Origin of the sequence: Pantoea sp. Tr-811 (genome assembly GCF_011752535.1) — a bacterium.
Classification (GTDB): Bacteria; Pseudomonadota; Gammaproteobacteria; order Pseudomonadales; family Pseudomonadaceae; genus Aquipseudomonas.
This window is the reverse complement of record NZ_VWXJ01000014.1, coordinates 73,748-100,003: the sequence shown is the minus strand read 5'-3', so window position 1 is coordinate 100,003 and position 26,256 is coordinate 73,748. Positions and strand designations below refer to the sequence as shown.

Genomic DNA, 26,256 nt, shown 5'->3' with positions numbered 1-26,256 from the left:
GGCAAGCCCGCTCCCACAGGTGTAGCGGTGTTCCTGTGGGAGCGGGCTTGCCCGCGAACGAGGGCGAAGCCCTCGCAGGGCTACAGGGAAAAAACAATCACCCTTCGAGCTTGGCCTTGAGCAATTGGTTCACCTGCCCCGGGTTGGCCTTGCCCTTGGAGGCCTTCATGGCCTGGCCGACGAAGAAGCCGAACATCTTGCCGCGCTTGGCCTCGTCGGCGGCGCGGTACTGTTCGACCTGCTCGGCATTGGCGGCAAGCACCTCGTCGAGCATCTTGTCGATCGCACCGGTGTCGGTAACCTGCTTGAGGCCTTTGCTTTCAATGATGCTGTCGGCATCGCCTTCACCGGCAGCCATGGCCTCGAACACGGTCTTGGCGATCTTGCCGCTGATGGTGTTGTCGCGAATGCGCAGCAGCATGCCACCCAGGTGCGCGGCGCTGACCGGGGCCTGGTCGATTTCCACGCCCAGTTTGTTCAGCAGGCTGCCCAGCTCGACCATGACCCAGTTGGCGGCCAACTTGGCATCGCCGCCAACCTTGACCACTTCTTCGAAGTAGTCGGCCTGTTCGCGGCTCGAAGCCAGCACGTTGGCGTCATAGGCCGACAGGCCGTACTGGCTCTGGAAGCGCTCGACCTTCTGCGGTGGCAGCTCGGGAAGGCCTGCGCGAACGGTTTCCAGGAAGCTGTCCTCGATCACCACCGGCAGCAGGTCCGGGTCGGGGAAGTAGCGGTAGTCGTTGGCCTCTTCCTTGCTGCGCATCGAGCGCGTTTCGTCCTTGTTCGGGTCGTACAGGCGGGTTTCCTGCACCACCTTGCCGCCGTCCTCGATCAGGTCGATCTGGCGCTGGATCTCGCTGTTGATCGCCCGTTCGATGAAGCGGAACGAGTTGACGTTCTTGATCTCGCAGCGGGTGCCGAACTCGGCCTGGCCTTTCGGGCGGATCGACACGTTGCAGTCGCAACGCAGCGAACCTTCGGCCATGTTGCCGTCGCAAATGCCCAGGTAGCGCACCAGCGCGTGGATCGCCTTGACGTAGGCCACGGCTTCCTTGGCGCTGCGCATATCCGGCTCGGAGACGATCTCCAGCAGCGGGGTGCCGGCACGGTTCAGGTCGATACCGGTGGAGCCGCTGAAGTCTTCGTGCAGGCTTTTGCCGGCGTCTTCCTCCAGGTGCGCCCGAGTGACGCCGATGCGCTTGATGGTGCCGTCTTCCAGGGCGATGTCCAGGTGGCCCTTGCCGACGATCGGCAGGTCCATCTGGCTGATCTGGTAGCCCTTGGGCAGGTCGGGGTAGAAGTAGTTCTTGCGCGCAAACACGTTGCGCTTGCCGATCTCAGCATCGATCGCCAGGCCGAACATGCAGGCCATGCGCACGGCTTCCTGGTTCAGCACCGGCAGAACACCGGGCATCCCTAGGTCAACCAGGCTGGCCTGGGTGTTCGGCTCGGAGCCGAAGGTGGTGGCGCTGCCGGAGAAGATCTTCGACTGGGTGGCCAGCTGGGTATGAATCTCCAGCCCGATCACAACTTCCCATTGCATGTGTGAATTCCTCAGAAGCCGTTAGGGGCGCGGGTGTGCCAGTCGGTGACTTGCTGGTAGCGGTGCGCGACGTTGAGCAGGCGGCCTTCCTGGAAATACGGGGCCAGCAGCTGCACGCCGACCGGCAGGCCATCGACGAAGCCGGCTGGCATCGACAGGCCCGGCAGGCCTGCCAGGTTGGCGGTGATGGTGTAGACGTCTTCCAGGTAGGCGGCGACCGGGTCGCTGCTCTTGGCGCCAAGCTTCCAGGCCGGGTTCGGCGTGGTTGGGCCGAGGATCAGGTCGACGCCTTCGAAGGCGGCCATGAAGTCGTTCTTGATCAGCCGGCGGATCTGCTGCGCCTTGACGTAGTAGGCATCGTAGTAGCCAGCCGACAGGGCATAGGTGCCGACCATGATGCGCCGCTGCACTTCGGCGCCGAAGCCTTCGCCACGGGAGCGCTTGTACAGGTCGGTGAGGTCCTTGGGCTCCTCGCAGCGGTAGCCGAAGCGCACGCCGTCGAAGCGCGACAGGTTGGAGGACGCTTCTGCAGGGGCGATCACGTAGTACGCCGGAATGGCGTGCTGCATGTTCGGCAGGCTGATTTCCTTGACCACCGCGCCGAGCTTTTCCAGCTCCTTGACGCTGGCCTGGACCAGCTCGGCAATGCGCGGGTCGAGGCCGGCGCCGAAGTATTCCTTCGGCAGGCCGATGCGCAGGCCCTGCAGCGAGCCGTTCAGGCTGGCGCTGTAGTCCGGCACCGGTTCGTCGATGCTGGTGGAGTCCTTGGCATCGAAGCCGGCCATGCCTTGCAGCAGCAGGGCGCAGTCTTCGGCGGTGCGCGCCAGCGGGCCGCCCTGGTCGAGGCTCGAGGCGTAGGCGATCATGCCCCAGCGCGATACGCGGCCGTAGGTGGGCTTGAGGCCGGTGAGGTTGGTCAGCGCCGCCGGCTGGCGGATCGAACCGCCGGTGTCGGTGCCGGTGGTGGCCGGCAGCAGGCGCGCAGCCACGGCGGCGGCCGAGCCACCGGACGAGCCGCCTGGCACGTGCTCGAGGTTCCACGGGTTCTTCACCGCGCCATAGTGGCTGGATTCGTTGGCCGAACCCATGGCGAACTCGTCCATGTTGGTTTTGCCCAGGGTGACCATGCCGGCTTCGGCCAGCTTGGCGACCACGGTGGCGTCGTAGGGCGCGTTGAAGTTGTCGAGCATCTTCGAGCCGCAGCTGGTGCGCACGCCCTGGGTGCAGAACAGGTCTTTGTGGGCGATTGGCGCACCCAGCAGCGCACCGCCTTCACCGGCGGCGCGACGGGCGTCGGCGGCACGCGCCTGGCCCAGGGCCAGGTCTTCGGTGACGCTGATGAAACTGTTGATCTGTGGGTCGAGTTGCTTGACCCGCGCCAGCAGGGCGGTGGTCAGCTCTTCGGAGGAAAACGACTTGTCGGCGAGTCCGCGGGCGATCTCGGCCAGGGTCAATTCATGCATGGCAGGCTCTTTCCCTTACTCGATGACTTTCGGAACCAGGTACAGACCGCTTTCGGTCGAAGGTGCGATGGCCTGGTAGGCGTCGCGCTGGTTGCTTTCGGTGACCTGGTCGGGACGCAGGCGCTGGCTGGCCTCCAGGGGGTGGGCCAGGGGCTCGATGCCAGTGGTGTCGACCGCTTGCATCTGGTCGACCAGCCCAAGAATGCTGTTCAGGGCATCGGTAATGCGTGGCAGTTCGCCTTCATTCAGGCCCAGACGGGCCAGATGGGCGATCTTTTCCACGTCGCTGCGTTCAAGCGCCATGGGGATCTCCAGGGGAAACGAGAAGCGGATAGTCCGCAGTGAGGAACATGTCAGCATTTTGGCGGTCTAACGGCCGCGATCATCTGCTGGCGTGCTCGGAAAAACAGCCAATTTAACATATTGGCTCCTTGCCCAAAATCCCTGCCATTGTTAGAGTTTGCCGCACTTTTTTACCCACGCTTTCCCCAGGGTCACTTTCCCATGTTCAAGAAACTGCGTGGCATGTTTTCCAGCGATCTTTCCATCGACCTGGGTACTGCCAACACCCTTATTTACGTGCGTGAGCGCGGTATCGTCCTGAATGAGCCCTCGGTTGTTGCCATCCGTACCCACGGCAACCAGAAAAGCGTCGTCGCCGTCGGTACCGAAGCCAAACGCATGCTGGGCCGTACGCCCGGCAACATTGCTGCCATTCGTCCGATGAAGGACGGCGTCATCGCCGACTTCAGCGTTTGTGAAAAAATGTTGCAGTACTTCATCAACAAGGTGCACGAGAACAGCTTCCTGCAGCCAAGCCCGCGCGTACTGATCTGCGTGCCGTGCAAGTCGACCCAGGTCGAGCGCCGTGCCATCCGTGAATCGGCACTGGGTGCCGGTGCCCGTGAAGTGTTCCTGATCGAAGAACCAATGGCCGCTGCCATCGGTGCCGGCCTGCCGGTTGAAGAAGCCCGCGGCTCGATGGTCGTCGATATCGGTGGTGGTACCACTGAAATCGCGCTGATCTCGCTGAATGGCGTGGTCTACGCCGAGTCCGTGCGCGTGGGTGGCGACCGCTTCGACGAAGCTATCGTGACCTACGTGCGTCGCAACTACGGCAGCCTGATCGGTGAATCCACCGCCGAGCGCATCAAGCAGGAAATCGGCACTGCCTACCCAGGCGGCGAAGTGCGTGAAGTCGACGTGCGTGGCCGTAACCTGGCCGAAGGCGTGCCACGTGCCTTCACCCTGAACTCCAACGAAGTGCTCGAGGCCCTGCAGGAATCCCTGGCGACCATCGTCCAGGCGGTCAAGAGCGCCCTGGAGCAGTCGCCGCCGGAGCTGGCCTCGGACATCGCCGAGCGCGGCCTGGTGCTGACCGGTGGTGGCGCGCTGCTGCGTGACCTCGACAAGCTGCTGGCCCAGGAAACCGGCCTGCCGGTGATCGTCGCCGAAGACCCGCTGACCTGCGTCGCCCGTGGCGGCGGTCGCGCCCTGGAAATGATGGACAAGCACGCCATGGACCTGCTTTCGAGCGAGTGATCCACGCGGCTTTCGAGTGCCCGGTTTACAGGTAGCACGCGCAGTGCTACCTGTATGTGCTGGGCTGGCGTCCGTCCGGGCGTCGTTTCCGTCAACCCGCAACCAGGCTGGTGCGTTGTCCCATGTCCAATGACCTCCTGAGTCGTCCACGAGGAACGGCCCATTAAACCGCTTTTTTCCAAGGGCCCTTCGCTGGGCGTTCGCCTGCTGGTACTGGTGGTGCTGTCGGTCGCGTTGATGGTTGTCGACGCGCGCTTCGACGTGCTCAAGCCGGTGCGCAGCCAGATGGGCCTGGTGCTCATGGAATCGTACTGGATCACCGACCTGCCGCAACGTGTGTGGCAAGGCGTGGCTGGCCAGTTCGGCAGCCGCACCGAGTTGATTGCCGAGAACGAAAAGCTCAAGACCGAGGCCCTGCTGCTGCAGGGGCGCCTGCAGAAGCTGGCGGCCCTGACCGAGCAGAACGTGCGCCTGCGCGAATTGCTCAACTCCTCGGCGCTGGTCAACGAGAAGGTCGAGGTGGCCGAGCTGATCGGCGTCGACCCCAACCCGTTCACCCACCGTATCCTGATCAACAAGGGCGAGCGCGACGGCGTGTTCCTCGGCCAGCCGGTGCTCGACGCCCGTGGCCTGATGGGCCAGGTGGTCGAGCTGATGCCCTACACCTCGCGGGTGCTGCTGCTCACCGACACCACCCACAGCATTCCGGTGCAGGTGAACCGCAACGGCCTGCGTGCCATCGCCAGCGGCACCGGCAACCCGGAACGCCTGGAACTGCGCCATGTGGCCGATACCGCCGACATCAAGGAAGGTGACCTGCTGGTGAGTTCCGGCATGGGCCAGCGCTTCCCGGCCGGTTACCCGGTGGCCACGGTCAATGAAGTGATCCACGACTCCGGCCAGCCGTTCGCCATCGTTCGCGCCATCCCCACCGCCGCACTCAACCGCAGCCGCTACATGCTGCTGGTGTTCAGCGACCGGCGCACGCCGGAGCAGCGCGCCACCGACGCCGCCATCGCCCAGGAAGAGGCGGACCGCAAAGGTGCAGCAGCCAACGGCCAGCCGGCCGCCAGTGGCGAGCACCCAGCGCCCGCCGCCGCCCCGGCCCCTGCTGGCTCGCCCGCACCTGCCGCCCCGGCGGCCCAGGCGCCCGCCAGCCCCGCAGCCACGCCTGCGGCACCTGCCACTCCACGGAGGCCATGATGGCCAAGTCGCGCCGTAACCACGGTTGGGTTATCTGGCTGACGTTTGCCGTCGGCCTGCTGCTGAGCGTGTCACCCATGCCGCAGTTTCTCGAAGTGTTCCGGCCCATGTGGCTGGCGCTGCTGGTATCGTTCTGGACCCTGAACGTGCCGAGCAAGGTGGGCATGACCACCGCCTTCGTCCTGGGCCTGGCCGAAGACGTGCTGTATGGCACACTGCTGGGGCAGAACGCCTTTATCCTCACCCTCATCACCTTCCTGGTGCTGTCGTTGCAGCAGCGCCTGCGCATGTTCCCGTTGTGGCAACAGAGCCTGGTGATCCTGGTGATCTTCGGCATCGCCCAGTTGATCCAGCTGTGGCTCAGCGCCCTGACCGGTAACCGCCTGCCAACCCTGGCCCTGGTGTGGTCGGCGGTGATCAGCGCCTTGCTCTGGCCGTGGATCAGCTTCGCCCTGCGCGACCTGCGCCGGCGCCTGCATATCAACTGACGGCGCCGCCACCACTGACAGGGAGATGTCTGCATGAACTCGCTCTACCTAGCCTCCGGCTCGCCGCGCCGGCGTGAACTGCTGAGCCAGATTGGCGTGCCCTTTACCGTGGTCAGCGCCCCTGTCGATGAAACCCCGCTGCCCGGTGAGGGCGCCGAGGCCTACGTTGAGCGCCTGGCCCGGGCCAAGGCCGAGGCGGGCCTGGCTGCGGCCCCGGTTGAGCGCGCCGCGGTGCTCGGCGCTGACACCGCCGTGGTGCTCGATGGTCGAATTCTCGGCAAGCCGGAAAACCGCGAACATGCCCTGGCCATGCTGGCTGACCTGGCAGGCCGTGAGCATCAGGTGCTGACTGCCGTGGCACTGACCGATGGCCAGCGCTGCGAGAGCCTGTGCATCGCCAGCAGTGTGCGTTTTCGCCCCATCGACGAAGCCGAAGCCCAGCGCTACTGGGCCAGCGGGGAGCCAGCCGACAAGGCCGGTGGCTACGCCATCCAGGGCCTGGGAGCGGTGTTCGTCACCGGGCTGCAGGGCAGTTACTCCGCCGTGGTCGGGCTGCCCTTGAGCGAAACGGCCGAACTGCTCGCCCGCTTCGGTATCGCCTGCTGGCAGGTACCGGCGCTTTTGCCAGAGGTAACAAACAAGCGGTAGCCAGCCCAGCCCACGCGATCCATCATTATCCAAGACCTTTGACGAGAGCCTGCCATGAGTGAAGAGATCCTGATCAACATCACCCCGATGGAATCGCGCGTGGCGGTGGTGGAAAACGGGGTGCTGCAGGAAGTGCATGTCGAGCGCACCCAGCGCCGCGGCATCGTCGGCAATATCTACAAGGGCAAGGTGGTGCGCGTGCTGCCGGGCATGCAGGCGGCATTCGTCGACATCGGCCTGGAGCGGGCGGCGTTCATTCATGCCTCGGAAATTTCCCAGCGCGAAGGCTCGGCGGTGGAGAACATCACTGCCCTGGTGCACGAAGGCCAGGCCCTGGTGGTGCAGGTGACCAAGGACCCGATCGGCACCAAGGGTGCGCGCCTGACCACACAGCTGTCGATTCCGTCACGCTACCTGGTGTACATGCCGCGCAGCAGCCATGTGGGCATTTCCCTGAAGATCGAGGACGAAGCCGAGCGCGAGCGCTTGAAGAAGCTGGTCAGCGATTGCATGGACAGCGAAAACATCAAGGATGCCGGCGGCTTTATCCTGCGCACCGCCGCCGAAGGCGCGCGGCCGGAAGAAATCCTGCAGGACATCCGCTACCTGCGTCGCCTGTGGGAGCAGATCGGCAGCCAGATCAAGACCTGCGGCGCGCCCACTGTCATCTACGAAGACCTGGGCCTGGCCCTGCGCACCCTGCGTGACCTGGTTAACCCGAAAATCGAGAAAATCCGCATCGACTCGCGGGAAACCTTCCAGAAGACCACGCAGTTCGTCGCCGAACTGATGCCGGAAATTGCCGACCGCCTGGAGCATTACCCAGGCGAGCGGCCGATTTTCGACCTGTATGGCGTGGAGGACGAAATCCAGCGCGCGCTGGAGCGCAAGGTGCCGCTCAAGTCTGGCGGCTACCTGGTCGTGGACCCGGCCGAAGCGATGACCACCATCGACGTCAACACGGGCGCCTTCGTCGGCCACCGCAACCTTGAAGAAACCATCTTCAAGACCAACCTCGAAGCTGCCACGGCCATTGCCCGCCAGCTGCGCCTGCGCAACATCGGCGGCATCATCATCATCGACTTCATCGACATGGAAGACGAAGAGCACCAGCGCCAGGTGTTGCGCACCCTGGAAAAGCAGCTTGAACGCGACCACGCCAAGACCAACATCATCGGCATCACCGAGCTGGGCCTGGTGCAGATGACCCGCAAGCGCACCCGCGAAAGCCTCGAACAAGTACTGTGCGAGCCCTGCGTGGCCTGCCAGGGCCGTGGCAAGCTGAAAACCCCTGAGACGATCTGTTACGAAATCTTCCGCGAAATCCTCCGCGAGGCCCGTGCCTACCAGGCTGAAGGCTACCGCGTGCTGGCCAACCAGAAAGTGGTCGACCGCCTGCTGGACGAAGAGTCTGGCAACGTTGCCGAGCTTGAGGCCTTCATCGGCAGAACCATTCGCTTCCAGGTCGAGTCGATGTACTCGCAGGAACAATACGACGTGGTGCTGCTCTGAGGCTTACTGATTACCCCGCCAAGATGGTCGAGCTGGCAAAACCGGCACTTGCGGCCATCATGGTTAAACGACCTGGAGGGCGATGGCCATGGGACGTCTGAACCGCGTTCTGGTGACCTTGACCCGCTGGGGCCTGGGTACCTGCGCCTTGCTCGCGGTGCTGGTGGCGCTGTACGTGAGCCTCGGGCGCGAGCTGGTGCCGCTGGTGGCCGAATACCGCGCTGAAGCCGAGGACAAAGCCGAGCAGGCATTGGGCCTGCCCGTGCACGTGGGCGCGCTGGAAGGGCGCTGGAGCGGCCTGGCACCGGTGCTGCGGGTGCGCGACCTGCAACTGGGCGAGGGCGCCTCGGCCTTGCGCCTGGATGACGTCAAGGTGGTGCCCGACCTGTGGGCCAGCCTCACCTCCGGCCAGGTACGCCTGGCGCGCATTCAGCTGGCCGGCCTGCAACTGATCCTGCGCGAAGACCAGCAGGGCGCCTGGGCCCTGGAAGGCCTGCCAAAAAAGGACGACACGCCGCTGGACCCTGCCGAACTGCTGCAGCGCCTGCGCCAGCTGGGGCGGGTCGATGTGTTCGACAGCCAGGTCACCCTGCAGCCCTGGCAGCGTGACCCGCTGACCCTTACCTATGTCAGCCTTGGCCTGCAGGCCGGCGCCTCGCGTCAGGCCCTGGACCTGCGCGCCACCCTGCCCGATGGCCAGCCGCTGGCGATCAACCTGCACAGCCGGGCAAACACCCAGGCCTTGGGTGAAAGTGAAGTGCAGGCCTACCTGAGCCTGCCGCAAAGCGACTGGAGCCAATGGTTGCCGCCCCGCCTGTTCGGCCAGTGGCGGGCCGAAGCGCTGCGCGCCGGTGGCGAATTCTGGGTCGATTGGCGCAAAGGCCAGCTACAGCAGGCAGTGGTTCGCCTGAATGCGCCGCAACTGCGCGGCGCCTATGCCCAGCGCAAGGCCGTGAGCCTGGATAACCTGGCCCTCAATGCCTGGCTGCAGCGCCGGGGCGAAGGCTTCGACGTGGTGGTCGATTCACTGGCCATGAGCCTGGGCGACGCCCGCTGGGAGTCGCACTTGCAGCTCAGCCAGCGCCCAGGCCAGAACCCGGCCGAGGAAACCTGGCAGTTGCAGGCCGACCGCCTCGACCTCACGCCGCTGACGCCGTTGATCCAGGGGTTGGCACCGTTGCCGGACAAGCTCATGGCTGTGGTCGACGGGCTCAAGGTCACCGGAGCCCTGCGCAACGTGCGCCTCGACGCCCGGCCCAAGGCCGAGGGCGACCAGCGGCTGCAGTTCGCCGCCAACCTGGAGAAGGTCGGCTTCGACGCCTACCACGGCGCGCCGGCGGCCGGTAACGTCAGCGGCAGCATTGGCGGCGACCTGGGCCATGGCGAGCTGCGCCTGGATACCGACGCCTTCATGCTCCACCTGTACCCGATCTTCGCCAAGCCCTGGCAGTACCAGAAGGCCAATGCCCGCCTGACCTGGGCCCTGGACAAGCATGGCTTCACCCTGGTTGCGCCCTACCTCAAGGTGTTGGGCGACGAAGGCAAGATCGCCGGTGACTTCCTGATTCGCCTGCTGTTCGACGAAGGCGCGGAAAGCTACATGGACCTGCGCGTTGGCATGACCGAGGGCGATGGCCGCTACACCGCCAAGTACCTGCCCGAAGTGCTCAGCCCAGCCCTTGACGAGTGGCTGCGCAGCGCCATCGTCAAAGGCAATGTCGACCAAGGCTACTTCCAGTACCAGGGGTCGCTGAACCATGGCGCCACCCCCGAGTCGCACAGCATCAGCCTGTTTTTCAAGGTGCGCGACGCGGCACTGGACTTCCAGCCAGGCTGGCCGCAGGTGCAGCACGTCGATGGCGATGTGCTGATCGAGGACAGCGGCGTGCGCATCAAGGCGCAGAAGGGCCTGCTGCTCGACACCCAGGTCAGCGACGTGAACGTAAACATCCCCCACGTCGACGCTGGCCAGCACAGTCACCTGTACCTGGACGGCGGTTTCGACGGCAGCCTGGGCGACGGCCTGAAAATTCTCAAGGAAGCGCCCATCGGCACGGGCGAGATCTTCGCGGGTTGGGAAGGCGAGGGGCCGCTCAAGGGCAAGGTCAAGCTCGACATTCCCCTGGCCCATGGCGAACGGCCCAAAGTGCTGGTGGACTTTGCCACGGCCGATGCACGCCTGAAAGTTGCCCCGCCAAGCCTTGACCTTACGCAACTGAAGGGTGATTTCAGCTTCGACCTGGACAAGGGGCTTAGTGGCAAGGGCATCAGCCTGCAGGCATTCGGCAAGCCGGTTACCGCGCAGATCACTGCCGAAGGCCAGCCGGGGCAGATGCAGACCCGCATCAATGCCAGTGGCCAGGTGGCGCTCAAGGCCTTGACCGACTGGTTACAGTTCAAGCAGACCCTGCCGGCTTCCGGCGAGATGCCCTACCAGCTGCAGGTCAACCTTGGCCACCGCGACAATAGCCTGAGCGTGGACTCTACGCTCAAGGGGCTGGGCATCGACCTGCCGGCGCCCTTCGGCAAAGCCGCAGGCGAAACCCGCAACAGCCGGTTCAGCATGAACCTGCAAGGGCCCGAGCGACGCTTCGATGCCCGCTACGATGAGCTGGCCCAGCTTGCCTACGCGGCGCCCTTGGAAAAACTCGGCCAGGGCCGTGGCGAGCTGTTGCTGGGTGCAGGCCAGGCGCAGTTGCCGACCGGCCAGGGCCTGCGGGTCAGGGGGCGGCTCGACAGCCTCGACCTGGCGCCCTGGCAGGAGCAGGCGGCGCGTTTTGCCGGCGACGACCCCGGTGGCAACGCCCGGCAGAACCTGCAAAGTGTCGACCTGAGCATCGGCCAGCTCAAGGCCTTCGGCATGGGCCTTAACCAGGCCGTGGTGCGCCTGGCCCGCGGTGGCCCGGCCTGGGACTTGCGCCTGGACAGCAAGGAAGTGATCGGCAACGCCCGGGTGCCCGACGCCCAGGGCGCGCCCATTACCGTGCGCCTGCAAACCCTGCGCCTGCCTGCCGCCGACCCTGCCGAGGCGCAGTCGGAGGAGGGGCCCGACCCGCTGGCCACGTTCGACCCGCGCAAGGTACCGGCCCTGGACCTGGCCATCGACAAGCTGTACCGCGGCGACGACCTGTACGGCAGGGTTGGCCTGAAACTGCGCCCCAATGCGCGCGGCGTGTCGGCCCAGGACATCGACCTGGACCTCAAGGGCTTGCGTATCGGTGGCAGCGGCGGCTGGGAGGGCGCGGTCGGCGCCACCAGCAGCTGGTACAAGGGCCGCCTTGACGGCAAGGACCTGGGCGATGTGCTCAAGGCCTGGGGCTTCGCGCCCACCGTCACCAGCCGCGATTTCCACCTGGACGTCGATGGCCGTTGGTCCGGCTCGCCGGCGTATGTCGGCCTCAAGCGTTTCTCGGGAAGCATGGATGCCTCCATGCGCACCGGCCAGATCGTCGAAGTGGAGGGTGGCGCCCAGGCCCTGCGGGTGTTCGGGCTGCTCAACTTCAACTCGATCGGCCGGCGCTTGCGCCTGGACTTCTCCGACCTGTTTTCCAAGGGCCTGGCCTACGACCGGATCAAGGGCCTGCTGGTGGCCAGCGACGGTGTTTATGTGACCCGCGAGCCGATCAGCGTCACCGGGCCGTCGAGCAACTTCGAGCTGGACGGCACCCTGGACCTGGTGCGTGACCAGGTCAACGCCAACCTGCAGGTCAGCCTGCCGGTGACCAACAACCTGCCGTTGGCTGCGCTGATCGTGGGGGCGCCGGCGGTGGGCGGGGCATTATTCCTGGTCGACCGGCTGATCGGTGACCGGGTTTCGCGCTTCGCCAGCGTGCACTATCGCGTCGAAGGTCCGTGGAAAGAGCCTAGAATCACCTTTGTGAAACCTTTCGACAAATAACCAGGAGTGCCCATGAAGGCAGCGGTCATCCAGATGGTCAGCCAGGACGATGTGCTGGGCAACCTGCAGCGTGCTGGCGCCCTGCTCGAACAGGCGGCACTGGGTGGCGCGCGGCTGGCGGTGCTGCCGGAGAACTTCGCGGCCATGGGGCGCAAGGACGCGGCGCTGATCGGCCGCGCCGAGGCCCTGGGTGAAGGGCCGATCCTGCCGTGGTTGAAACGCACGGCCCGCGACCTCAGATTATGGATAGTCGCCGGGACATTGCCGCTGCCGCCCCAGGGCCAGCCATACGCCAAGGCCCATGCCTGTTCGTTGTTGATCGACGACCAGGGTGAGCAGGTGGCGCGCTACGACAAGCTGCACCTGTTCGACGTGGACGTTGCCGACAACCGAGGCCGCTATCGTGAGTCCGACGACTATGCCCACGGTGGGCAGGTGGTGGTGGCCGACACGCCGGTGGGGCGCTTGGGGTTGAGCGTGTGCTACGACCTGCGCTTTCCCGAGTTGTACAGCGCGCTGCGCAGTGCCGGCGCGGAACTGATCACGGCCCCGGCCGCCTTCACCGCGGTGACGGGGGCGGCGCACTGGGAAGTGCTGGTTCGCGCGCGGGCCATTGAAACCCAGTGCTATGTGTTGGCTGCCGCCCAGGGCGGAACCCACCCTGGCCCACGGGAAACCCACGGCCATGCGGCGATCGTCGACCCTTGGGGGCGCATCGTCGCCGAACAGGCGCACGGTGAAGCGGTATTGCTTGCCGAGCGCGACATTGATGAACAGGCGTCCATCCGGGCGCGCATGCCGGTCACCTCGCACCGGCGCTTTTTCTCGCAGGACGCCTTGCGGCCTGCGCACACCTCGGAGTGACTATGAGCCAGATGTTATCCACCGTCAGCGAACAGCTCCTGGCCCCGGGCGGACTGACCCTGGACAGCCTGCAGGCTGTGCTGGGCGAGTTGGCGGGCCCCGGTATCGACGCCGCCGACCTGTATTTCCAGGGCCAGATTTCGGAAACCTGGGCGCTGGAGGACGGCATTGTCAAAGAGGGCAGCTTCAACCTCGACCAGGGCGTGGGCGTGCGCGCCCAGTCCGGTGAAAAGACCGGCTTCGCCTACAGCAACGCCATCAACCTCGAAGCGCTGACCTCGGCGGCGCGTGCCGCCCGTTCGATTTCCCGTGCCGGGCAGAATGGCAAGGTGCAGGCCTTCCGCAGCCAGGACGTGACCGCACTGTATGCGCCGGACAACCCGCTGGACGTGCTGAGCCGCGCCGAGAAGGTCGAACTGCTCAAGCGTGTCGACGCCGCCACCCGCGCCCTCGACCCGCGCATCCAGCAGGTCAGCGTGAGCATGGCCGGGGTTTGGGAGCGCATCCTGATCGCCGCCGCCGACGGCAGCCTGGCGGCTGACGTGCGCCCGCTGGTGCGCTTCAACGTCAGTGTCATCGTCGAACAGAACGGCCGCCGCGAGCGCGGCGGGCAGGGCGGGGGCGGGCGCACCGACTACCGCTTCTTCACCGAAGAGCGGGTCATGGGCTATGCCCGTGAAGCCTTGCGCCAGGCGCTGGTGAACCTTGAGGCGGTCCCGGCGCCGGCAGGCACCTTGCCGGTGGTACTGGGCTCTGGTTGGTCCGGTGTGCTGCTGCACGAGGCGGTGGGCCATGGCCTTGAAGGCGACTTCAACCGCAAGGGCAGCTCGGCGTTCAGTGGGCGCATTGGTGAGAAGGTCGCGTCTAGCCTGTGCACCATCGTCGACGACGGCACCTTGGAAGGCCGCCGTGGTTCGTTGAGCGTCGACGACGAAGGTACGCCGACCGAATGCACCACGCTGATCGAGAACGGCATCCTCAAGGGCTACATGCAGGACAAGCTCAACGCACGCCTGATGGGCATGGCGGTCACCGGCAACGGGCGCCGCGAATCCTACGCGCACCTGCCCATGCCGCGCATGACCAACACCTACATGCGCGCCGGCGAAAGCGACCCGCAGGAAATCATCGCCTCGGTGAAGAAGGGCATCTACTGCGCCAACCTGGGCGGTGGGCAGGTGGACATCACCAGCGGCAAGTTCGTCTTCTCGACCAGCGAAGCCTACCTGATCGAAGATGGCAAGATCACCGCACCGGTGAAGGGCGCGACCCTGATCGGTAACGGCCCGGAGGCCATGAGCCGGGTGTCGATGGTCGGCAATGACCTGGCACTGGACAGTGGCGTGGGTACGTGCGGCAAGGATGGGCAGTCGGTGCCGGTGGGCGTCGGCCAGCCAACCTTGAAACTGGATGCGATCACCGTAGGCGGAACCGGCGCCTGATGGCTACCGGGGCCTTTGTAGGGGTGGGCTTGCACCGCGTCGCCTGCTTCGCGGCGGTTCGACGCCTCGAAAAGCCCGCTCCCACAGGGGATCGCCTACAGAACCCCGGGGCAGTATCAGCGCAGGCCGCGCTGCATGTCGTCGAGGTCGCGGATGTACTTGAACACCTTGCGCGCAGCGGCAGGCGGCTTGTTCCGCGCTTTTTCATGCTGGGCGTGACGGACCAGCGAGCGCAGTTGCTGGCGATCGGTGTCGGGGTAGTCGTTGACGAACCGCTCCAGGTCTTCGTCGTTACCGTCGATCAGGCGGTCGCGCCAGCGCTCCAGGTTATGGAAGCGCTCGTTGTACTGGCGGCTGGAGCTGTCGATCTGCTCCAGCACGGCGTGAATGGCATCCAGGTCCTGGTCGCGCATCAGCTTGCCGACGAACGACATGTGGCGTTTGCGTGCGCCGTGGGCGGTGTGTTTGCTGGCGTCGGCCAGGGCCTTGCGCAGCTCGTCGGTGAGCGGCAGGCGTGCCAGGGTATCGGCCTTGACCGTGGTCAGGCGCTCGCCGAGTTCGACCAGCGCATGCAGCTCGCGCTTGATCTGGGTTTTGCTTTTTTCGCCGTCGAAGGCGTCGTATGAATCAACCATGGTGGCAGTCCGCTAGAAATCGTCGCCATGATAACCAGTCGGGGGCCGCTTGTCCGGCCCGGTCGCTGAATGACCCTCAGCCGAACGCAGAATTTGAGTGGAGAAAACCATGAGTGCAGTCCAGAGCGTAGGCCCCAAGGACCTGCCGGCGTTGCAGGAGCAGGTCGAGGCGATCATCGCAGAGGCCCGCAAGCAAGGCGCCAGTGCCTGCGAGGTGGCAGTGTCGCTGGAGCAGGGCCTGTCCACCACGGTGCGCCAGCGCGAGGTCGAAACGGTCGAGTTCAACCGTGACCAGGGCTTTGGCATCACCCTCTATGTCGGCCAGCGCAAAGGCTCGGCCAGCACCTCGGCCAGTGGCCCTGACGCTATCCGTGAAACCGTGGCCGCAGCATTGGCCATTGCCAAGCACACCTCCGAAGACGAATGCTCCGGCCTGGCCGATGCCGCCCTGATGGCCCGTGACATCCCGGACCTGGACCTGTATCACGACTGGGACATCGAGCCGGAAAAGGCCATCGAGATGGCGCTGGCCTGCGAAGCGGCGGCGTTCGATGCCGACAAGCGCATCCTCAATGCCGATGGCACCACCCTCAACACCCACCAGGGCTGCCGTGTGTATGGCAACAGCCATGGCTTCATCGGTGGCTACGCCTCGACCCGGCACAGCCTGAGCTGCGTGATGATCGCCGAAGGCGACGGGCAGATGCAGCGCGACTACTGGTACGACGTGAATCGCCAGGGCCAGTTGCTGGCCGACCCGCGCAGCATCGGTGTGCGCGCTGCCCAGCGTGCTGCCAGCCGCCTGGGCGCGCGGCCAGTGCCGACGTGTGAGGTGCCAGTGCTGTTTTCGGCCGAGCTTGCCGGTGGCCTGTTCGGTAGCTTCCTGTCGGCGATTTCCGGCGGCAACCTGTACCGCAAGTCGTCGTTCCTCGACGGCGCCATTGGCCAGCGCCTGTTCCCCAGCTGGCTGACCCTCGACGAGCGCCCGCATATCCCGCGTGCGCTCGGCAGCGCCGCGTTCGACGGTGATGGCCTGGCGACCTACGCCAAACCGTTCGTCGACAAGGGTGAGTTGGTGTCCTACCTGCTGGGCACCTATTCCGGGCGCAAGCTGAGCCTGCCGAGCACGGCCAATGCCGGGGGCGTACATAACCTGTATGTCACCCATGGCGTCGAGGACCAGGCGGCGTTGATCCGGCGCATGGGCCGCGGCTTGCTGGTGACCGAACTGATGGGGCACGGGTTGAACATGGTGACCGGCGATTATTCGCGCGGCGCGGCAGGTTTCTGGGTCGAGAATGGCGAGATTCAACACGCCGTGCAGGAAGTGACTATCGCCGGCAATATGAAGGACATGTTCCAGCAGATCGTGGCGATTGGCAGTGATCTTGAAACCCGTAGCAATATTCACACAGGCTCGGTGCTGATCGAGCGCATGACGGTGGCGGGTAGCTGATCGGTTGCCTGTTCGGGCGTCTTCGCGGGGCAAGCCCGCTCCTACAGGCGGGCTTGCCCCGCGAAGAGGCCCATGCAAATACTGCATGAACCCCAACCCGGCCATCGCGCCGGGTTTTTTCTTTGCATTCGCCCACTTGAAGTGATTACGTTTATCACTTAATAATGAATATCATTATCCAGTAACTCGGCGATGATGTTCATGAAACCCGTCCTGCGCGAACTGCCCTACCTGGAAAACTGGCGCTGGCTCAGCCGGCGCATTCGTTGTGCCCTCGAACCTGACGAGCCGCGCCTGATCGAGCATTACCTGGCCGAAGGCCGCTACCTGGTGTGCTGCACCGAAACCTCGCCATGGACCGTGGCCCTGACGTCCTTCCGCCTGCTGCTGGATACCGCCTGCGACCGCATGCTGCCGTGGCACTGGCGGTGCTTGTGCCTGGACCAGGCCTGGCGGCCACTGCTCGACCTGCGCAACCTCGACCGCCGCGAACAGAACCAGCGCTGGCAGCCCTACGCCCTGCAGTTGGCCAACTGCCAACTGCTGCCGTCGATTTCCCCCGATGAACTGATGCAAGGATTTGATGATGAGTGATACCCGTATCGAGCGTGACAGCATGGGCGAACTGCAGGTGCCGGCCCAGGCCCTGTACGGTGCCCAGACCCAGCGCGCGGTCGACAATTTCCCGATCAGCGGCCAGCGCATGCCGGCCCAGTTCATCCGCGCCCTGCTGCTGGCCAAGGCCGCCGCTGCCAAGGCCAACGTCGAGCTGGAGCAGCTGACGGCAGGGCAGGGCCAGGCCATCGTCAAGGCGGTGGAGCAACTGCTGGCCGAGGATTTCATCCAGCACTTCCCGGTGGATGTCTACCAGACCGGCTCCGGCACCAGTTCGAACATGAACGCCAACGAGGTCATCGCTACCCTGGCCAGCCGCGTGCTCGGTGAGCCGGTCAACGCCAACGACCACGTCAACTGCGGGCAGAGCAGCAACGACATCATCCCGACCACCATCCATGTCAGCGCCGCCCTGGCCCTGCACGAACAACTGCTGCCGGCCCTGGGCCACCTGGTGCAGGTGATCGAGGCCAAATCGGCGCAGGTGCACCAGTACGTCAAGACCGGCCGTACCCACCTGATGGACGCCATGCCAGTGCGCATGAGCCAGGTGCTCGATGGCTGGGCTGCACAGGTCAACGCGGCCAAGGCTCACATCGAAGCCACCTTGCCAAGCCTGCAGGCGCTGGCCCAGGGCGGGACTGCGGTGGGTACTGGCATCAACGCCCACCCACAGTTCGCTGCAGGCTTTGCCCGCCAGCTCAGCGGCCTGACCCAGGTCGAGTTCACCCCCGGCAGCAACCTGTTCGCCCTGATCGGCTCCCAGGACACCGCCGTGGCGCTGTCCGGCCAGCTCAAGACCACCGCCGTGGCGCTGATGAAGATCGCCAACGACCTGCGCTGGATGAACTCGGGCCCCTTGGCCGGCCTGGGTGAAATCGAGCTGCAAGGCCTGCAGCCTGGCTCCTCGATCATGCCGGGCAAGGTCAACCCGGTGATCCCGGAGGCCACTGCCATGGTCGCCGCCCAGGTCATCGGCAACGACGCAACCATCGCCGTGGCCGGCCAGTCGGGCAACTTCGAGCTGAACGTGATGCTGCCGGTGATCGCCCGCAACCTGCTGGAAAGCATCGAGCTGATGGCCAATGCCAGCCGCCTGTTGGCCGACAAGGCCATCGCTACCTTCAAGGTCAACGAAGGCAAGCTCAAGGAAGCCCTGGCGCGCAACCCGATCCTGGTCACCGCATTGAACCCGATCATCGGCTACCTGAAAGCCGCCGAGATCGCCAAGACCGCCTACAAGCAGGGCCGGCCGATCATCGATGTGGCACTGGAGCACACCGACCTGTCGCGTGACCAGCTCCAAGCGCTGCTGGACCCGGAAAAACTCACCGCCGGCGGCATCTGATCCGCGCCAGCGCTCAGGAGAACACACGTCATGCAGCACTGGAAACGCACCACCGACACTGCCAACCGCCTGTTCGAACAAGGTGAGTGGGTCGACGCCCGGGAGCACTACCTGCAAGCCCTGGCCCTGGCCCAGGTGCTCTTCGAGCGCTGGCATGACGTTGATGAGGCGGTGGCCGCGTTGGTCATCTCCCACCACAACCTGGCCGACCTGCACCTGCGCCTGAACCAGCCGCACGAGAGCGCCGACTACCTGTGTTCGGCGCACCAGCGCCTGCTCCAGGCCAGCCAGGAGTCGCGCCTGCCGCAAGCGCTGCGTGACGCTGCCCTGCGCCACAGCAGCCGTACCTACACCGAATTGCTGAGTTTCATCGCCGAGTACGGCCAGTACCCGCGTACCGAGCGCCTGCTCAACCGCCAGGGCGCCGAGGCCAGCGAACTCGCTGCACAGCCGGACTCGCCACCTAGAACCCAAGCCTACGGAATCCACTGACATGCCACATACCTTGCCTGCACTGACCTACGCCTACGATGCCCTGGAGCCGCACATCGATGCGCAAACCATGGAAATCCACCACACCAAGCACCACCAGACCTACGTCAATGGCCTGAATGCGGCCATCGAGGGCACCGAATGGGCCGATTGGCCGGTGGAAAAGCTGGTGGGCGCGGTCAAGCAGCTGCCAGAAAACCTGCGCGGCGCAGTCACCAACCACGGCGGCGGCCATGCCAACCACAGCCTGTTCTGGACCGTTATGTCGCCCAAAGGCGGTGGCCTGCCACAAGGTGAACTGGCCAAGGCCATCGATGCCCAGCTGGGTGGTTTCGAGGCGTTCAAGGACGCCTTCACCAAGGCCGCGCTGACGCGCTTCGGCAGCGGCTGGGCCTGGCTCAGCGTGACCCCGCAGAAAACCCTGGTGGTGGAGAGCAGCGGTAACCAGGACAGCCCATTGATGCACGGCAACACGCCGATCCTGGGCCTTGACGTGTGGGAGCACGCCTACTACCTGAAGTACCAGAACCGTCGCCCGGAATACATCGGTGCCTTCTACAACGTGATCGACTGGGCGCATGTGGATCAGCGCTACCACGAAGCCCTGAAGTGAGCCTTGCCGGTATGCGTTCCGAGGTGATGTCTGTCAGCAGTGTGCGCTTGTTCCGGCTGGCAATGGGTACCTTGCTGTTACTGGCCGGCACTGCGCTGCTGCTGGCGCGTGGCATCGCCTGGCTGGACCTTGAACCGCGCATGTTGCGTGCCCTTGAGGGCGGTGCATTGTGCGCGCTGGGTACGGCGTTGGGCGCAGTACCGGTGCTGGTGATTCGCAACATGCCGGTGGCCCTGGCCGACACCCTGTTGGGTTTCGGCGCGGGGGTCATGCTGGCGGCAACGGCCTTTTCCCTGATTATTCCTGGGCTCAATGCGGCCCAGGCGATCGGTTTCAGCCAATGGGGCGCCGGCGGCTTGATCAGTTTCGGCCTGATGTTCGGGGCGTTGTGCCTGTTCTTGGTCGACCTCAAGGTATCCGGCGCCTCGCCAGAGGCCTTGGTTGGCAGCGAGAACCAGCCGGTGATCGCTGCGCGCATCTGGCTGTTCGTGATCGCCATCATCGCCCACAACATCCCCGAAGGCATGGCCATTGGCGTTTCCGCCGGTGGCGGCATGCCTGATGCTGACAGCCTGGCGATGGGCATTGCCTTGCAGGATGTGCCCGAGGGCCTGGTGATTGCGCTGGTGCTGGCGGGGGCGGGCATGCCGCGGTTCAATGCGTTCCTGATCGGCGCAGCGTCCGGCCTGGTCGAGCCGCTGGCCGCCGTGGTGTGTGCGTGGCTGGTGAACGTTGCCGAACTCTTGCTGCCACTGGGGCTGGCTTGTGCGGCGGGGGCGATGTTGCTGGTGGTGACCCAGGAGATCATTCCCGAGTCGCGCAGCAACGGCCATCACCGCCTGGCCAGCTTGGGGCTGTGCATCGGCTTTTGCCTGATGATGGTGATGGACACAGCGATGTCCTGACGGGACGCATCGCGAGCTCTGCTCGCTCCTACAGGATGCACATAGGCCTGGTAGGAGCGAGCGCAGCTCGCGATGCGCCGCTTGCGGCGCTTATTCGCCTTCGTCGAAGTAGTTGTTGATCAGAGCCACCAAGGCTTCCAGGGCGTCGTTGTCCTGTTCGCCCTCGGTAAACAGGTGCACCTGGGTGCCCTTGCCGGCGGCCAGCATCATCACCGCCATGATGCTCTTGCCGTCCACCAGCTTGTCAGGTGCGCGGCCGACGCGAACCTGGCAGGGAAACTTGCCGGCCACGCCAACGAACTTGGCTGCCGCCCGGGCATGCAGCCCCAACTTGTTGATGATGGTGATTTCGCGGGCGGGCATGGTGGGGTGGATCCTGTGGGCTAGAGGTCGCGGTGACGGACCTGGACGTTTTTCAGAGACTGTTGCAATAGCTGGCCGAGGCGTTCGGTGATGTACACCGAGCGGTGGTGGCCGCCAGTGCAGCCAATGGCGATGGTGACATAGGCGCGGTTGCTGGCGGCAAAGCGCGGCAACCATTTCAGCAGGTAGCTGGAGATATCATTGAACATCTCCTCGACATCCGGCTGGGCTGCCAGGTAGTCGATGACCGGCTGCTCCAGGCCCGAATGCTCGCGCAATTCCGGCTTCCAGTAGGGGTTGGGCAGGCAGCGAACGTCGAACACCAGGTCGGCATCGACCGGCATGCCGCGCTTGAAGCCGAACGACTCGACCAGGAACGCGGTGCCAGGCTCGGGCTGGTTCAGCAGGCGCAGCTTGATCGAGTCGCGCAGCTGGTACAGGTTGAGGTTGGTGGTGTCGATCTTCAGGTCGGCAAGGTCGGCGATCGGCCCCAGCAGTTCGGTTTCTACCCGGATGGCCTCGGCCAGCGAGCGGTCGGCGTTGGTCAGCGGGTGGCGCCGGCGGGTTTCCGAGAAGCGCTTGAGCAGGGTGTCCTCGTCGGCATCGAGGTACAGCACATCACACTGGATATGACGGGCACGGGCTTCCTCCAGCAGCTCGGGGAAGCGCGACAGATGGCTGGGCAGGTTGCGCGCATCGATGCTGACCGCCACTTTCGGCTGCAGCAGCTCGGTGTTGATCAGCGCATTTTCCGCCAACTGCGGCAGCAGCCCGGCCGGCAGGTTGTCGATGACGTAATAGCCGTTGTCTTCCAGTACATCGAGGGCCGTGCTCTTGCCGGAGCCGGACCGGCCGCTGACGATGATCAGGCGCATGTTCAGTGCTCGTTCTGGGCGTCCAGGACAACCTGGTACAGGGACTCGCTGCTGACGGCGGCACGCAGGCGATCGCGAACCTCCTTGCGATCGAGCATGCTGGCAATCTGGCGCAGCAGTTCAAGGTGCGCATCGGTGGCCGCTTCCGGCACCAGCAGCACGAACAGCAGGTCGACCGGGGCGCCGTCGATGGCGTCGTAGTCGATCGGTGCATCCAGGTGCAGCAGGGCACTCACCGGTGCGGCGCAGCCTTCGAGCCGGCAGTGGGGAATGGCAATGCCATTGCCAAAGCCGGTGGAGCCGAGCTTTTCGCGGGCGATGAGTTTTTCGAAGACGTCTTGCATCGCAAGCTCGGGCACTTGCTCGGCAATCAGGGTAGCGACCTTTTCCAGGGCGCGCTTCTTGCTGCCGCCCGGCACGTTCACCAGGGAACGGCCGGGGGTCAGGATGGTTTCAAGTCGGATCATGGGTGAGAGGGATCAGCGGGCGGCTGCGCCTTGCAGCAAGCTTTGCTGTTTTTCCTTGTGTTTTTTCAGTTGGCGGTCGAGCTTGTCGGCCAAGGCGTCGATCGCTGCATACATGTCTTCGTGTTCGGCGTTGGCAACCACTTCACCGCCGGGAATCTGCAGGGTCGCTTCGACCTTCTGCTGCAGCTTCTCAACTTTCATGATGACCTGCACGTTGGTGATCTTGTCGAAGTGACTTTCCACGCGGGCGAGCTTTTCAAGCACGTAATCGCGCAGTGGCTGGGTGACTTCTACATGCTGTCCACTGATATTGACTTGCATACAGCTTCTCCTTTGTTGCCCGTGCATAAAGAGGCAGGTGTTGCACCTGCCCCGCAAACGCTGTGGCACATCCAGGGGCTACATCAGTCGCTTGCGCTCGCTCGACGGTGCGATGCCGAGGGACTCGCGGTACTTGGCGACGGTGCGACGGGCTACCTGGATGCCTTGTGCCTCCAGTAAACCAGCGATCTTGCTGTCACTCAATGGCTTTTTCTGATTTTCCGCCGCAACCAGTTTCTTGATGATCGCGCGGATCGCCGTGGACGAACATTCTCCGCCTTCGGCGGTGCTGACGTGGCTTGAGAAAAAGTATTTCAGTTCGTAGATGCCACGCGGGGTGTGCATGTATTTCTGCGTGGTGACCCGGGAAATGGTCGACTCGTGCATGCCCACCGCTTCGGCGATGTCGTGCAGCACCAGCGGCTTCATGGCCTCGTCGCCGTGGTCGAGGAAACCGCGCTGGTGCTCGACGATCTGCGTGGCCACCTTCATCAGGGTTTCGTTGCGGCTCTGCAGGCTCTTGATGAACCAGCGCGCCTCCTGCAGCTGGTTGCGCATGAAGGTGTTGTCGGCGCTGGTATCGGCGCGGCGCACGAAACCTGCGTACTGCGGGTTGACCCGCAGGCGCGGAATGGCTTCCTGGTTCAGCTCGACCAGCCAGCGCTCGCTGTCCTTGCGCACGATCACGTCGGGCACCACGTATTCCGGCTCGCTCGACTCGATTTGCGAACCCGGGCGCGGGTTCAGGCTCTGCACCAGCTCGATGACCTGGCGCAGCTCGTCTTCCTTGAGCTTCATGCGGCGCATCAGCTGGCTGTAGTCGCGGCTGCCGAGCAGGTCGATGAAATCGGTGACCAGGCGCTGAGCCTCGGTCATCCATGGCGTGTTTGCGGGCAGTTGGCGCAGTTGCAGCAGCAGGCATTCGCCCAGGCTGCGCGCGCCGACGCCGGCTGGCTCGAACTGCTGGATGCGGTGCAGCACGGCCTCGACCTCGTCGAGCTCGATGTCCAGCTCGGGGTCGAAACCTGCGCAGATTTCTTCGAGGGTGTCTTCCAGGTAGCCCTGGCCGTTGATGCTGTCGATCAGGGTAACGGCGATCAGGCGGTCGGTGTCGGACATCGGCGCCAGGTTCAATTGCCACAGCAGGTGGCTTTGCAGGCTTTCGCCGGCCGATGTGCGGGTGGTGAAGTCCCACTCGTCGTCATCGTTGCTCGGCAGGCTGCTGGCGCTGGTCTGGTAGATGTCTTCCCAGGCCGTGTCGACCGGCAGCTCGTTGGGAATGCGCTCGCTCCACTCGCCCTCTTCGAGGTTTTCGGCACTGGCAGTGCTTTCCTGGAAGCTGGTGTCCTGAACTTCGGCGGCCGGTTTGTTCTCGGCGTTGTCGGCCATCGGGTCGCTGTTGTCGAAGTCGTCGCCGTCTTCCTGACGTTCGAGCATCGGGTTGGACTCCAGCGCTTCCTGGATTTCCTGTTGAAGGTCCAGGGTCGACAACTGGAGGAGGCGAATGGCCTGTTGCAACTGCGGGGTCATCGTCAGTTGCTGGCCCATTTTTAGGACGAGCGATGGTTTCATGGCAGGGGCTTAATACCTTGTTCGCCGGCGCGCATGCGCCATCCACTACACGAGGGCGCCGCGGCGCCAAATTCAAGCAAGTTTTATGCCTCAAATTGTAGCGTTTGCCTAGAGCACGGTAACAACTTAAGCCCCCATCGGGCGGGATTACCAGTGCTCCGGGCGCGTCCCGGGGTCAGAGTCGGAACTCGTGGCCCAGGTAGACCTCCTTGACCAATTCGTTGGCCAGAATGGTCTGGGCATCGCCTTCGGCGATCAGTTGGCCGTCGTTGACGATATAGGCGGTTTCGCAGATATCCAGGGTTTCACGCACGTTGTGGTCGGTGATCAGCACCCCGATGCCCTTGGCCTTGAGGTGGTGGATGATCTGCTTGATGTCGCCCACGGAAATCGGGTCGACGCCAGCAAAGGGTTCGTCCAGCAGGATGAACTTCGGTGCAGTGGCCAGGGCGCGGGCGATCTCGACGCGGCGGCGTTCGCCACCGGAAAGGCTCATGCCCAGGTTGTCGCGGATGTGGCTGATGTGGAATTCCTGCAGCAGGCTTTCCAGCTCCTTGCGCCGGCCGTCGCGGTCGAGGTCCTTGCGGGTTTCGAGGATGGCCATGATGTTGTCGGCCACCGACAGCTTGCGGAAAATCGATGCTTCCTGCGGCAAGTAGCCGATGCCTGCGCGGGCGCGGCCGTGCATGGGCTGGTGGCTGACGTCGAGGTTGTCGATCAGGACGCGGCCCTGGTCGGCCTGGACCAGGCCCACGATCATGTAGAAGCAGGTGGTCTTGCCGGCGCCGTTGGGGCCGAGCAGGCCAACGATCTGGCCACTGTCGATCGACAGGCTGACGTCGCGCACGACCTGTCGCTTCTTGTAGCTCTTGGCCAGGTGCTGGGCTTTGAGGGTTGCCATTTACTCGGCCTTCTTTTTAGGCTGGATCACCATGTCGATGCGCTGACGTGGCTGGGTCACGTTGCCACCACGACCGGCGGTCGCAACCTGGGTCTTGGTGTTGTAGACGATCTTCTCGCCTTCGGTGGTGTTGCCTTCGTTCTCGACCTTGGCGCGGTCGGTGAGGATCACGGTGTCCTTCTGCGCCTGGTACTGGATGGTCACCGCCCAGCCCTTCATCTTGTCGGGCTTGGCAGCGGTTTGCTGCTGCTCGAAGTAGGCCAGGTTGCCCACCGAGGTCACCACGTCGATGTCGCCATTGGCGGCACGGGTCATGGTCACGGTGTTGCCTTTGATCATCATGGAGCCCTGGGTGATGATCACGTCGCCGGTGTAGGTCGCCACGCCTTGCTTGTCGTCCAGGTGCGCGTTGTCGGCCTGGATGCGGATCGGCTGGTCACGGTCGTTCGGCAGGGCGAAGGCGCTCGCGCTTCCCAGTGCTGCTGCGCTCAGGCTGAGCAAAAGGGGGAGGGTTTTAACGAGCCTCATACTGTCCTCTTACGTTAGAGAGCAAGTCCATCTTGCTTTCTTTCAAATACGCTTTCATTCCTGTGCCCGTAGTCGTGCCACCGGCGCCGTCGATTCTAACGGGTTGGTCGGTCTGCGCATATTGCTTCTGCGGGAACACGGTCATGCGCGAACTGGTAATGATGGTGTCACGTTTCTTTTCGTCGGTGCGGGCCACCCGAACGTTGTCGATCAACTCGACCTGGGTGCCGTCCGGGTTGACCTCGGCGCGCACGCTCTGCACGTGCCAGGGGTACTCGGTGCCGCGGTACATGTGCAGGTCGGGCGTGGTCAGCAGGGTGACCTCGGTGGCCTTGACGTGCTCGACCTTGTCGGCGGTCATTTCATACTGCAGCTTGCCGTCTGGCAGGAACTGCACGCTGTGCGCATTGATCGCGTAGTAGTCGATGGCGCTTTCGTCGACCTGGGCCACGGGCTGGTCGAGGAAGCTCTCCGGGCTGACATTCCAGTAGCCGATTGCCACCAGCAGGGCGGCGGTCGCCGCGAGCAGCGCAATATTGCGGGCTTTCTTGCTGAACATGGG

General features: G+C 64.4%; 26 protein-coding genes. 14 read left to right on the top strand and 12 right to left on the bottom strand.

What is annotated here, in order from left to right:
* Positions 1-97: 97 nt before the first annotated feature.
* Genes gatB through gatC form a run of 3 tightly spaced genes read right to left on the bottom strand, consistent with a single transcriptional unit; the run spans position 98 to position 3,309 of the window.
* Complete coding sequence (gatB, locus tag F3J44_RS20520; RefSeq protein ID WP_167275468.1) at positions 98-1,543, bottom strand: Asp-tRNA(Asn)/Glu-tRNA(Gln) amidotransferase subunit GatB; 1,446 nt, start codon at positions 1,541-1,543, stop codon at positions 98-100.
* Between the two features lie 11 nt (positions 1,544-1,554).
* A complete protein-coding gene (gene gatA, locus F3J44_RS20515; RefSeq protein WP_167060565.1) occupies positions 1,555-3,006 on the bottom strand; it encodes an Asp-tRNA(Asn)/Glu-tRNA(Gln) amidotransferase subunit GatA in 1,452 nt (483 codons plus the stop codon).
* 15 nt (positions 3,007-3,021) lie between these two features.
* Positions 3,022-3,309, bottom strand: coding sequence for an Asp-tRNA(Asn)/Glu-tRNA(Gln) amidotransferase subunit GatC (gene gatC / locus F3J44_RS20510; RefSeq protein ID WP_110637484.1), 288 nt, complete (start codon positions 3,307-3,309; stop codon positions 3,022-3,024).
* 201 nt (positions 3,310-3,510) lie between these two features.
* Between gatC and mreB the strand changes: the two genes are divergently transcribed.
* The 8 genes from mreB to tldD all read left to right on the top strand — a co-directional run bounded on the left by mreB (position 3,511) and on the right by tldD (position 14,603).
* Positions 3,511-4,548 (top strand): rod shape-determining protein MreB, encoded by a 1,038-nt coding sequence (gene mreB, locus F3J44_RS20505; protein ID WP_003255163.1) that lies wholly within the window; start codon positions 3,511-3,513, stop codon positions 4,546-4,548.
* A gap of 162 nt (positions 4,549-4,710) precedes the next feature.
* The gene (mreC, locus tag F3J44_RS20500) at positions 4,711-5,751 is read left to right on the top strand and encodes a rod shape-determining protein MreC (RefSeq protein ID WP_167060757.1); all 1,041 of its coding nucleotides are present in this window, start codon (positions 4,711-4,713) and stop codon (positions 5,749-5,751) included.
* On the top strand, positions 5,751-6,239 hold the full coding sequence (gene mreD / locus F3J44_RS20495) for a rod shape-determining protein MreD (protein ID WP_167275464.1): 489 nt from the start codon (positions 5,751-5,753) through the stop codon (positions 6,237-6,239). The genes mreC and mreD overlap by 1 nt, the downstream gene beginning before the upstream one ends.
* Positions 6,240-6,272: 33 nt before the next feature.
* Positions 6,273-6,887, top strand: coding sequence for a nucleoside triphosphate pyrophosphatase (locus F3J44_RS20490; RefSeq protein WP_167275462.1), 615 nt, complete (start codon positions 6,273-6,275; stop codon positions 6,885-6,887).
* A 54-nt stretch (positions 6,888-6,941) separates the two neighbouring features.
* Positions 6,942-8,399, top strand: a complete 1,458-nt coding sequence (gene rng / locus F3J44_RS20485; RefSeq protein WP_167275459.1) for a ribonuclease G — start codon at positions 6,942-6,944, stop codon at positions 8,397-8,399.
* Between the two features lie 88 nt (positions 8,400-8,487).
* A complete protein-coding gene (locus F3J44_RS20480) occupies positions 8,488-12,297 on the top strand; it encodes a YhdP family protein (protein ID WP_205300018.1) in 3,810 nt (1,269 codons plus the stop codon).
* Between the two features lie 12 nt (positions 12,298-12,309).
* Positions 12,310-13,161: a carbon-nitrogen hydrolase family protein gene (locus F3J44_RS20475; RefSeq protein WP_167060552.1), complete on the top strand. Its 852-nt coding sequence runs from the start codon at positions 12,310-12,312 to the stop codon at positions 13,159-13,161.
* 2 nt (positions 13,162-13,163) lie between these two features.
* Positions 13,164-14,603, top strand: coding sequence for a metalloprotease TldD (gene tldD, locus F3J44_RS20470; protein ID WP_167060549.1), 1,440 nt, complete (start codon positions 13,164-13,166; stop codon positions 14,601-14,603).
* A gap of 116 nt (positions 14,604-14,719) precedes the next feature.
* Here tldD and yjgA read toward each other — a convergent pair whose 3' ends face one another.
* Positions 14,720-15,238, bottom strand: coding sequence for a ribosome biogenesis factor YjgA (gene yjgA / locus F3J44_RS20465; protein ID WP_167275454.1), 519 nt, complete (start codon positions 15,236-15,238; stop codon positions 14,720-14,722).
* Between the two features lie 109 nt (positions 15,239-15,347).
* Between yjgA and pmbA the strand changes: the two genes are divergently transcribed.
* The 6 genes from pmbA (at position 15,348) to F3J44_RS30250 (ending at position 20,667) form a co-directional block, all read left to right on the top strand.
* Positions 15,348-16,694 (top strand): metalloprotease PmbA, encoded by a 1,347-nt coding sequence (pmbA, locus tag F3J44_RS20460; protein ID WP_167275452.1) that lies wholly within the window; start codon positions 15,348-15,350, stop codon positions 16,692-16,694.
* Between the two features lie 201 nt (positions 16,695-16,895).
* Positions 16,896-17,288, top strand: coding sequence for a hypothetical protein (locus F3J44_RS20455; RefSeq protein ID WP_205300017.1), 393 nt, complete (start codon positions 16,896-16,898; stop codon positions 17,286-17,288).
* Positions 17,281-18,657 (top strand): lyase family protein, encoded by a 1,377-nt coding sequence (locus F3J44_RS20450; RefSeq protein WP_167275449.1) that lies wholly within the window; start codon positions 17,281-17,283, stop codon positions 18,655-18,657. Before F3J44_RS20455 ends, F3J44_RS20450 begins: the two co-directional genes overlap by 8 nt.
* A gap of 30 nt (positions 18,658-18,687) precedes the next feature.
* A complete protein-coding gene (locus tag F3J44_RS20445) occupies positions 18,688-19,149 on the top strand; it encodes a hypothetical protein (protein WP_167275446.1) in 462 nt (153 codons plus the stop codon).
* 1 nt (position 19,150) lies between these two features.
* The gene (locus tag F3J44_RS20440; protein ID WP_167060531.1) at positions 19,151-19,762 is read left to right on the top strand and encodes a superoxide dismutase; all 612 of its coding nucleotides are present in this window, start codon (positions 19,151-19,153) and stop codon (positions 19,760-19,762) included.
* Positions 19,759-20,667: a ZIP family metal transporter gene (locus F3J44_RS30250; RefSeq protein WP_205300016.1), complete on the top strand. Its 909-nt coding sequence runs from the start codon at positions 19,759-19,761 to the stop codon at positions 20,665-20,667. Before F3J44_RS20440 ends, F3J44_RS30250 begins: the two co-directional genes overlap by 4 nt.
* Positions 20,668-20,757: 90 nt before the next feature.
* Here the strand turns inward: F3J44_RS30250 and F3J44_RS20430 are convergent, their stop codons facing one another.
* From F3J44_RS20430 to lptC, 8 genes are all read right to left on the bottom strand, one after another.
* The gene (locus F3J44_RS20430) at positions 20,758-21,030 is read right to left on the bottom strand and encodes an HPr family phosphocarrier protein (RefSeq protein WP_167060528.1); all 273 of its coding nucleotides are present in this window, start codon (positions 21,028-21,030) and stop codon (positions 20,758-20,760) included.
* Positions 21,031-21,050: 20 nt separating this feature from the next.
* Positions 21,051-21,905 carry an RNase adapter RapZ gene (rapZ, locus tag F3J44_RS20425; RefSeq protein WP_167060525.1) on the bottom strand — a complete coding sequence of 285 codons (855 nt, stop codon included), beginning with the start codon at positions 21,903-21,905 and terminating at the stop codon, positions 21,051-21,053.
* A 2-nt stretch (positions 21,906-21,907) separates the two neighbouring features.
* The gene (gene ptsN, locus F3J44_RS20420) at positions 21,908-22,372 is read right to left on the bottom strand and encodes a PTS IIA-like nitrogen regulatory protein PtsN (RefSeq protein ID WP_167060522.1); all 465 of its coding nucleotides are present in this window, start codon (positions 22,370-22,372) and stop codon (positions 21,908-21,910) included.
* A 12-nt stretch (positions 22,373-22,384) separates the two neighbouring features.
* The gene (gene hpf, locus F3J44_RS20415) at positions 22,385-22,693 is read right to left on the bottom strand and encodes a ribosome hibernation-promoting factor, HPF/YfiA family (protein WP_003255135.1); all 309 of its coding nucleotides are present in this window, start codon (positions 22,691-22,693) and stop codon (positions 22,385-22,387) included.
* Between the two features lie 78 nt (positions 22,694-22,771).
* A complete protein-coding gene (locus F3J44_RS20410) occupies positions 22,772-24,265 on the bottom strand; it encodes an RNA polymerase factor sigma-54 (protein WP_167060519.1) in 1,494 nt (497 codons plus the stop codon).
* 175 nt (positions 24,266-24,440) lie between these two features.
* Complete coding sequence (lptB, locus tag F3J44_RS20405) at positions 24,441-25,166, bottom strand: LPS export ABC transporter ATP-binding protein (protein WP_167060517.1); 726 nt, start codon at positions 25,164-25,166, stop codon at positions 24,441-24,443.
* A complete protein-coding gene (gene lptA / locus F3J44_RS20400) occupies positions 25,167-25,694 on the bottom strand; it encodes a lipopolysaccharide transport periplasmic protein LptA (protein ID WP_060511296.1) in 528 nt (175 codons plus the stop codon).
* Positions 25,681-26,253, bottom strand: a complete 573-nt coding sequence (lptC, locus tag F3J44_RS20395) for an LPS export ABC transporter periplasmic protein LptC (RefSeq protein ID WP_167060514.1) — start codon at positions 26,251-26,253, stop codon at positions 25,681-25,683. The genes lptA and lptC overlap by 14 nt, the downstream gene beginning before the upstream one ends.
* Positions 26,254-26,256: the final 3 nt, after the last annotated feature.

Excerpts from the sequence above, each read along its gene's own strand:
- rng (WP_167275459.1), top strand. The coding sequence starts at position 6,942 with ATGAGTGAAGAGATCCTGATCAACATCACCCCGATGGAATCGCGCGTG.
- F3J44_RS20490 (WP_167275462.1), top strand. The coding sequence starts at position 6,273 with ATGAACTCGCTCTACCTAGCCTCCGGCTCGCCGCGCCGGCGTGAACTG.
- lptA (WP_060511296.1), bottom strand. The coding sequence starts at position 25,694 with ATGAGGCTCGTTAAAACCCTCCCCCTTTTGCTCAGCCTGAGCGCAGCA.
- lptB (WP_167060517.1), bottom strand. The coding sequence starts at position 25,166 with ATGGCAACCCTCAAAGCCCAGCACCTGGCCAAGAGCTACAAGAAGCGA.
- rapZ (WP_167060525.1), bottom strand. The coding sequence starts at position 21,905 with ATGCGCCTGATCATCGTCAGCGGCCGGTCCGGCTCCGGCAAGAGCACG.
- tldD (WP_167060549.1), top strand. The coding sequence starts at position 13,164 with ATGAGCCAGATGTTATCCACCGTCAGCGAACAGCTCCTGGCCCCGGGC.
- gatB (WP_167275468.1), bottom strand. The coding sequence starts at position 1,543 with ATGCAATGGGAAGTTGTGATCGGGCTGGAGATTCATACCCAGCTGGCC.
- F3J44_RS20445 (WP_167275446.1), top strand. The coding sequence starts at position 18,688 with ATGCAGCACTGGAAACGCACCACCGACACTGCCAACCGCCTGTTCGAA.
- F3J44_RS20455 (WP_205300017.1), top strand. The coding sequence starts at position 16,896 with ATGAAACCCGTCCTGCGCGAACTGCCCTACCTGGAAAACTGGCGCTGG.
- mreD (WP_167275464.1), top strand. The coding sequence starts at position 5,751 with ATGGCCAAGTCGCGCCGTAACCACGGTTGGGTTATCTGGCTGACGTTT.
- mreB (WP_003255163.1), top strand. The coding sequence starts at position 3,511 with ATGTTCAAGAAACTGCGTGGCATGTTTTCCAGCGATCTTTCCATCGAC.
- pmbA (WP_167275452.1), top strand. The coding sequence starts at position 15,348 with ATGAGTGCAGTCCAGAGCGTAGGCCCCAAGGACCTGCCGGCGTTGCAG.
- yjgA (WP_167275454.1), bottom strand. The coding sequence starts at position 15,238 with ATGGTTGATTCATACGACGCCTTCGACGGCGAAAAAAGCAAAACCCAG.
- ptsN (WP_167060522.1), bottom strand. The coding sequence starts at position 22,372 with ATGATCCGACTTGAAACCATCCTGACCCCCGGCCGTTCCCTGGTGAAC.
- F3J44_RS20410 (WP_167060519.1), bottom strand. The coding sequence starts at position 24,265 with ATGAAACCATCGCTCGTCCTAAAAATGGGCCAGCAACTGACGATGACC.
- F3J44_RS20480 (WP_205300018.1), top strand. The coding sequence starts at position 8,488 with ATGGGACGTCTGAACCGCGTTCTGGTGACCTTGACCCGCTGGGGCCTG.
- F3J44_RS20440 (WP_167060531.1), top strand. The coding sequence starts at position 19,151 with ATGCCACATACCTTGCCTGCACTGACCTACGCCTACGATGCCCTGGAG.
- gatC (WP_110637484.1), bottom strand. The coding sequence starts at position 3,309 with ATGGCGCTTGAACGCAGCGACGTGGAAAAGATCGCCCATCTGGCCCGT.
- hpf (WP_003255135.1), bottom strand. The coding sequence starts at position 22,693 with ATGCAAGTCAATATCAGTGGACAGCATGTAGAAGTCACCCAGCCACTG.
- gatA (WP_167060565.1), bottom strand. The coding sequence starts at position 3,006 with ATGCATGAATTGACCCTGGCCGAGATCGCCCGCGGACTCGCCGACAAG.
- F3J44_RS20450 (WP_167275449.1), top strand. The coding sequence starts at position 17,281 with ATGAGTGATACCCGTATCGAGCGTGACAGCATGGGCGAACTGCAGGTG.
- F3J44_RS20475 (WP_167060552.1), top strand. The coding sequence starts at position 12,310 with ATGAAGGCAGCGGTCATCCAGATGGTCAGCCAGGACGATGTGCTGGGC.
- lptC (WP_167060514.1), bottom strand. The coding sequence starts at position 26,253 with ATGTTCAGCAAGAAAGCCCGCAATATTGCGCTGCTCGCGGCGACCGCC.
- F3J44_RS20430 (WP_167060528.1), bottom strand. The coding sequence starts at position 21,030 with ATGCCCGCCCGCGAAATCACCATCATCAACAAGTTGGGGCTGCATGCC.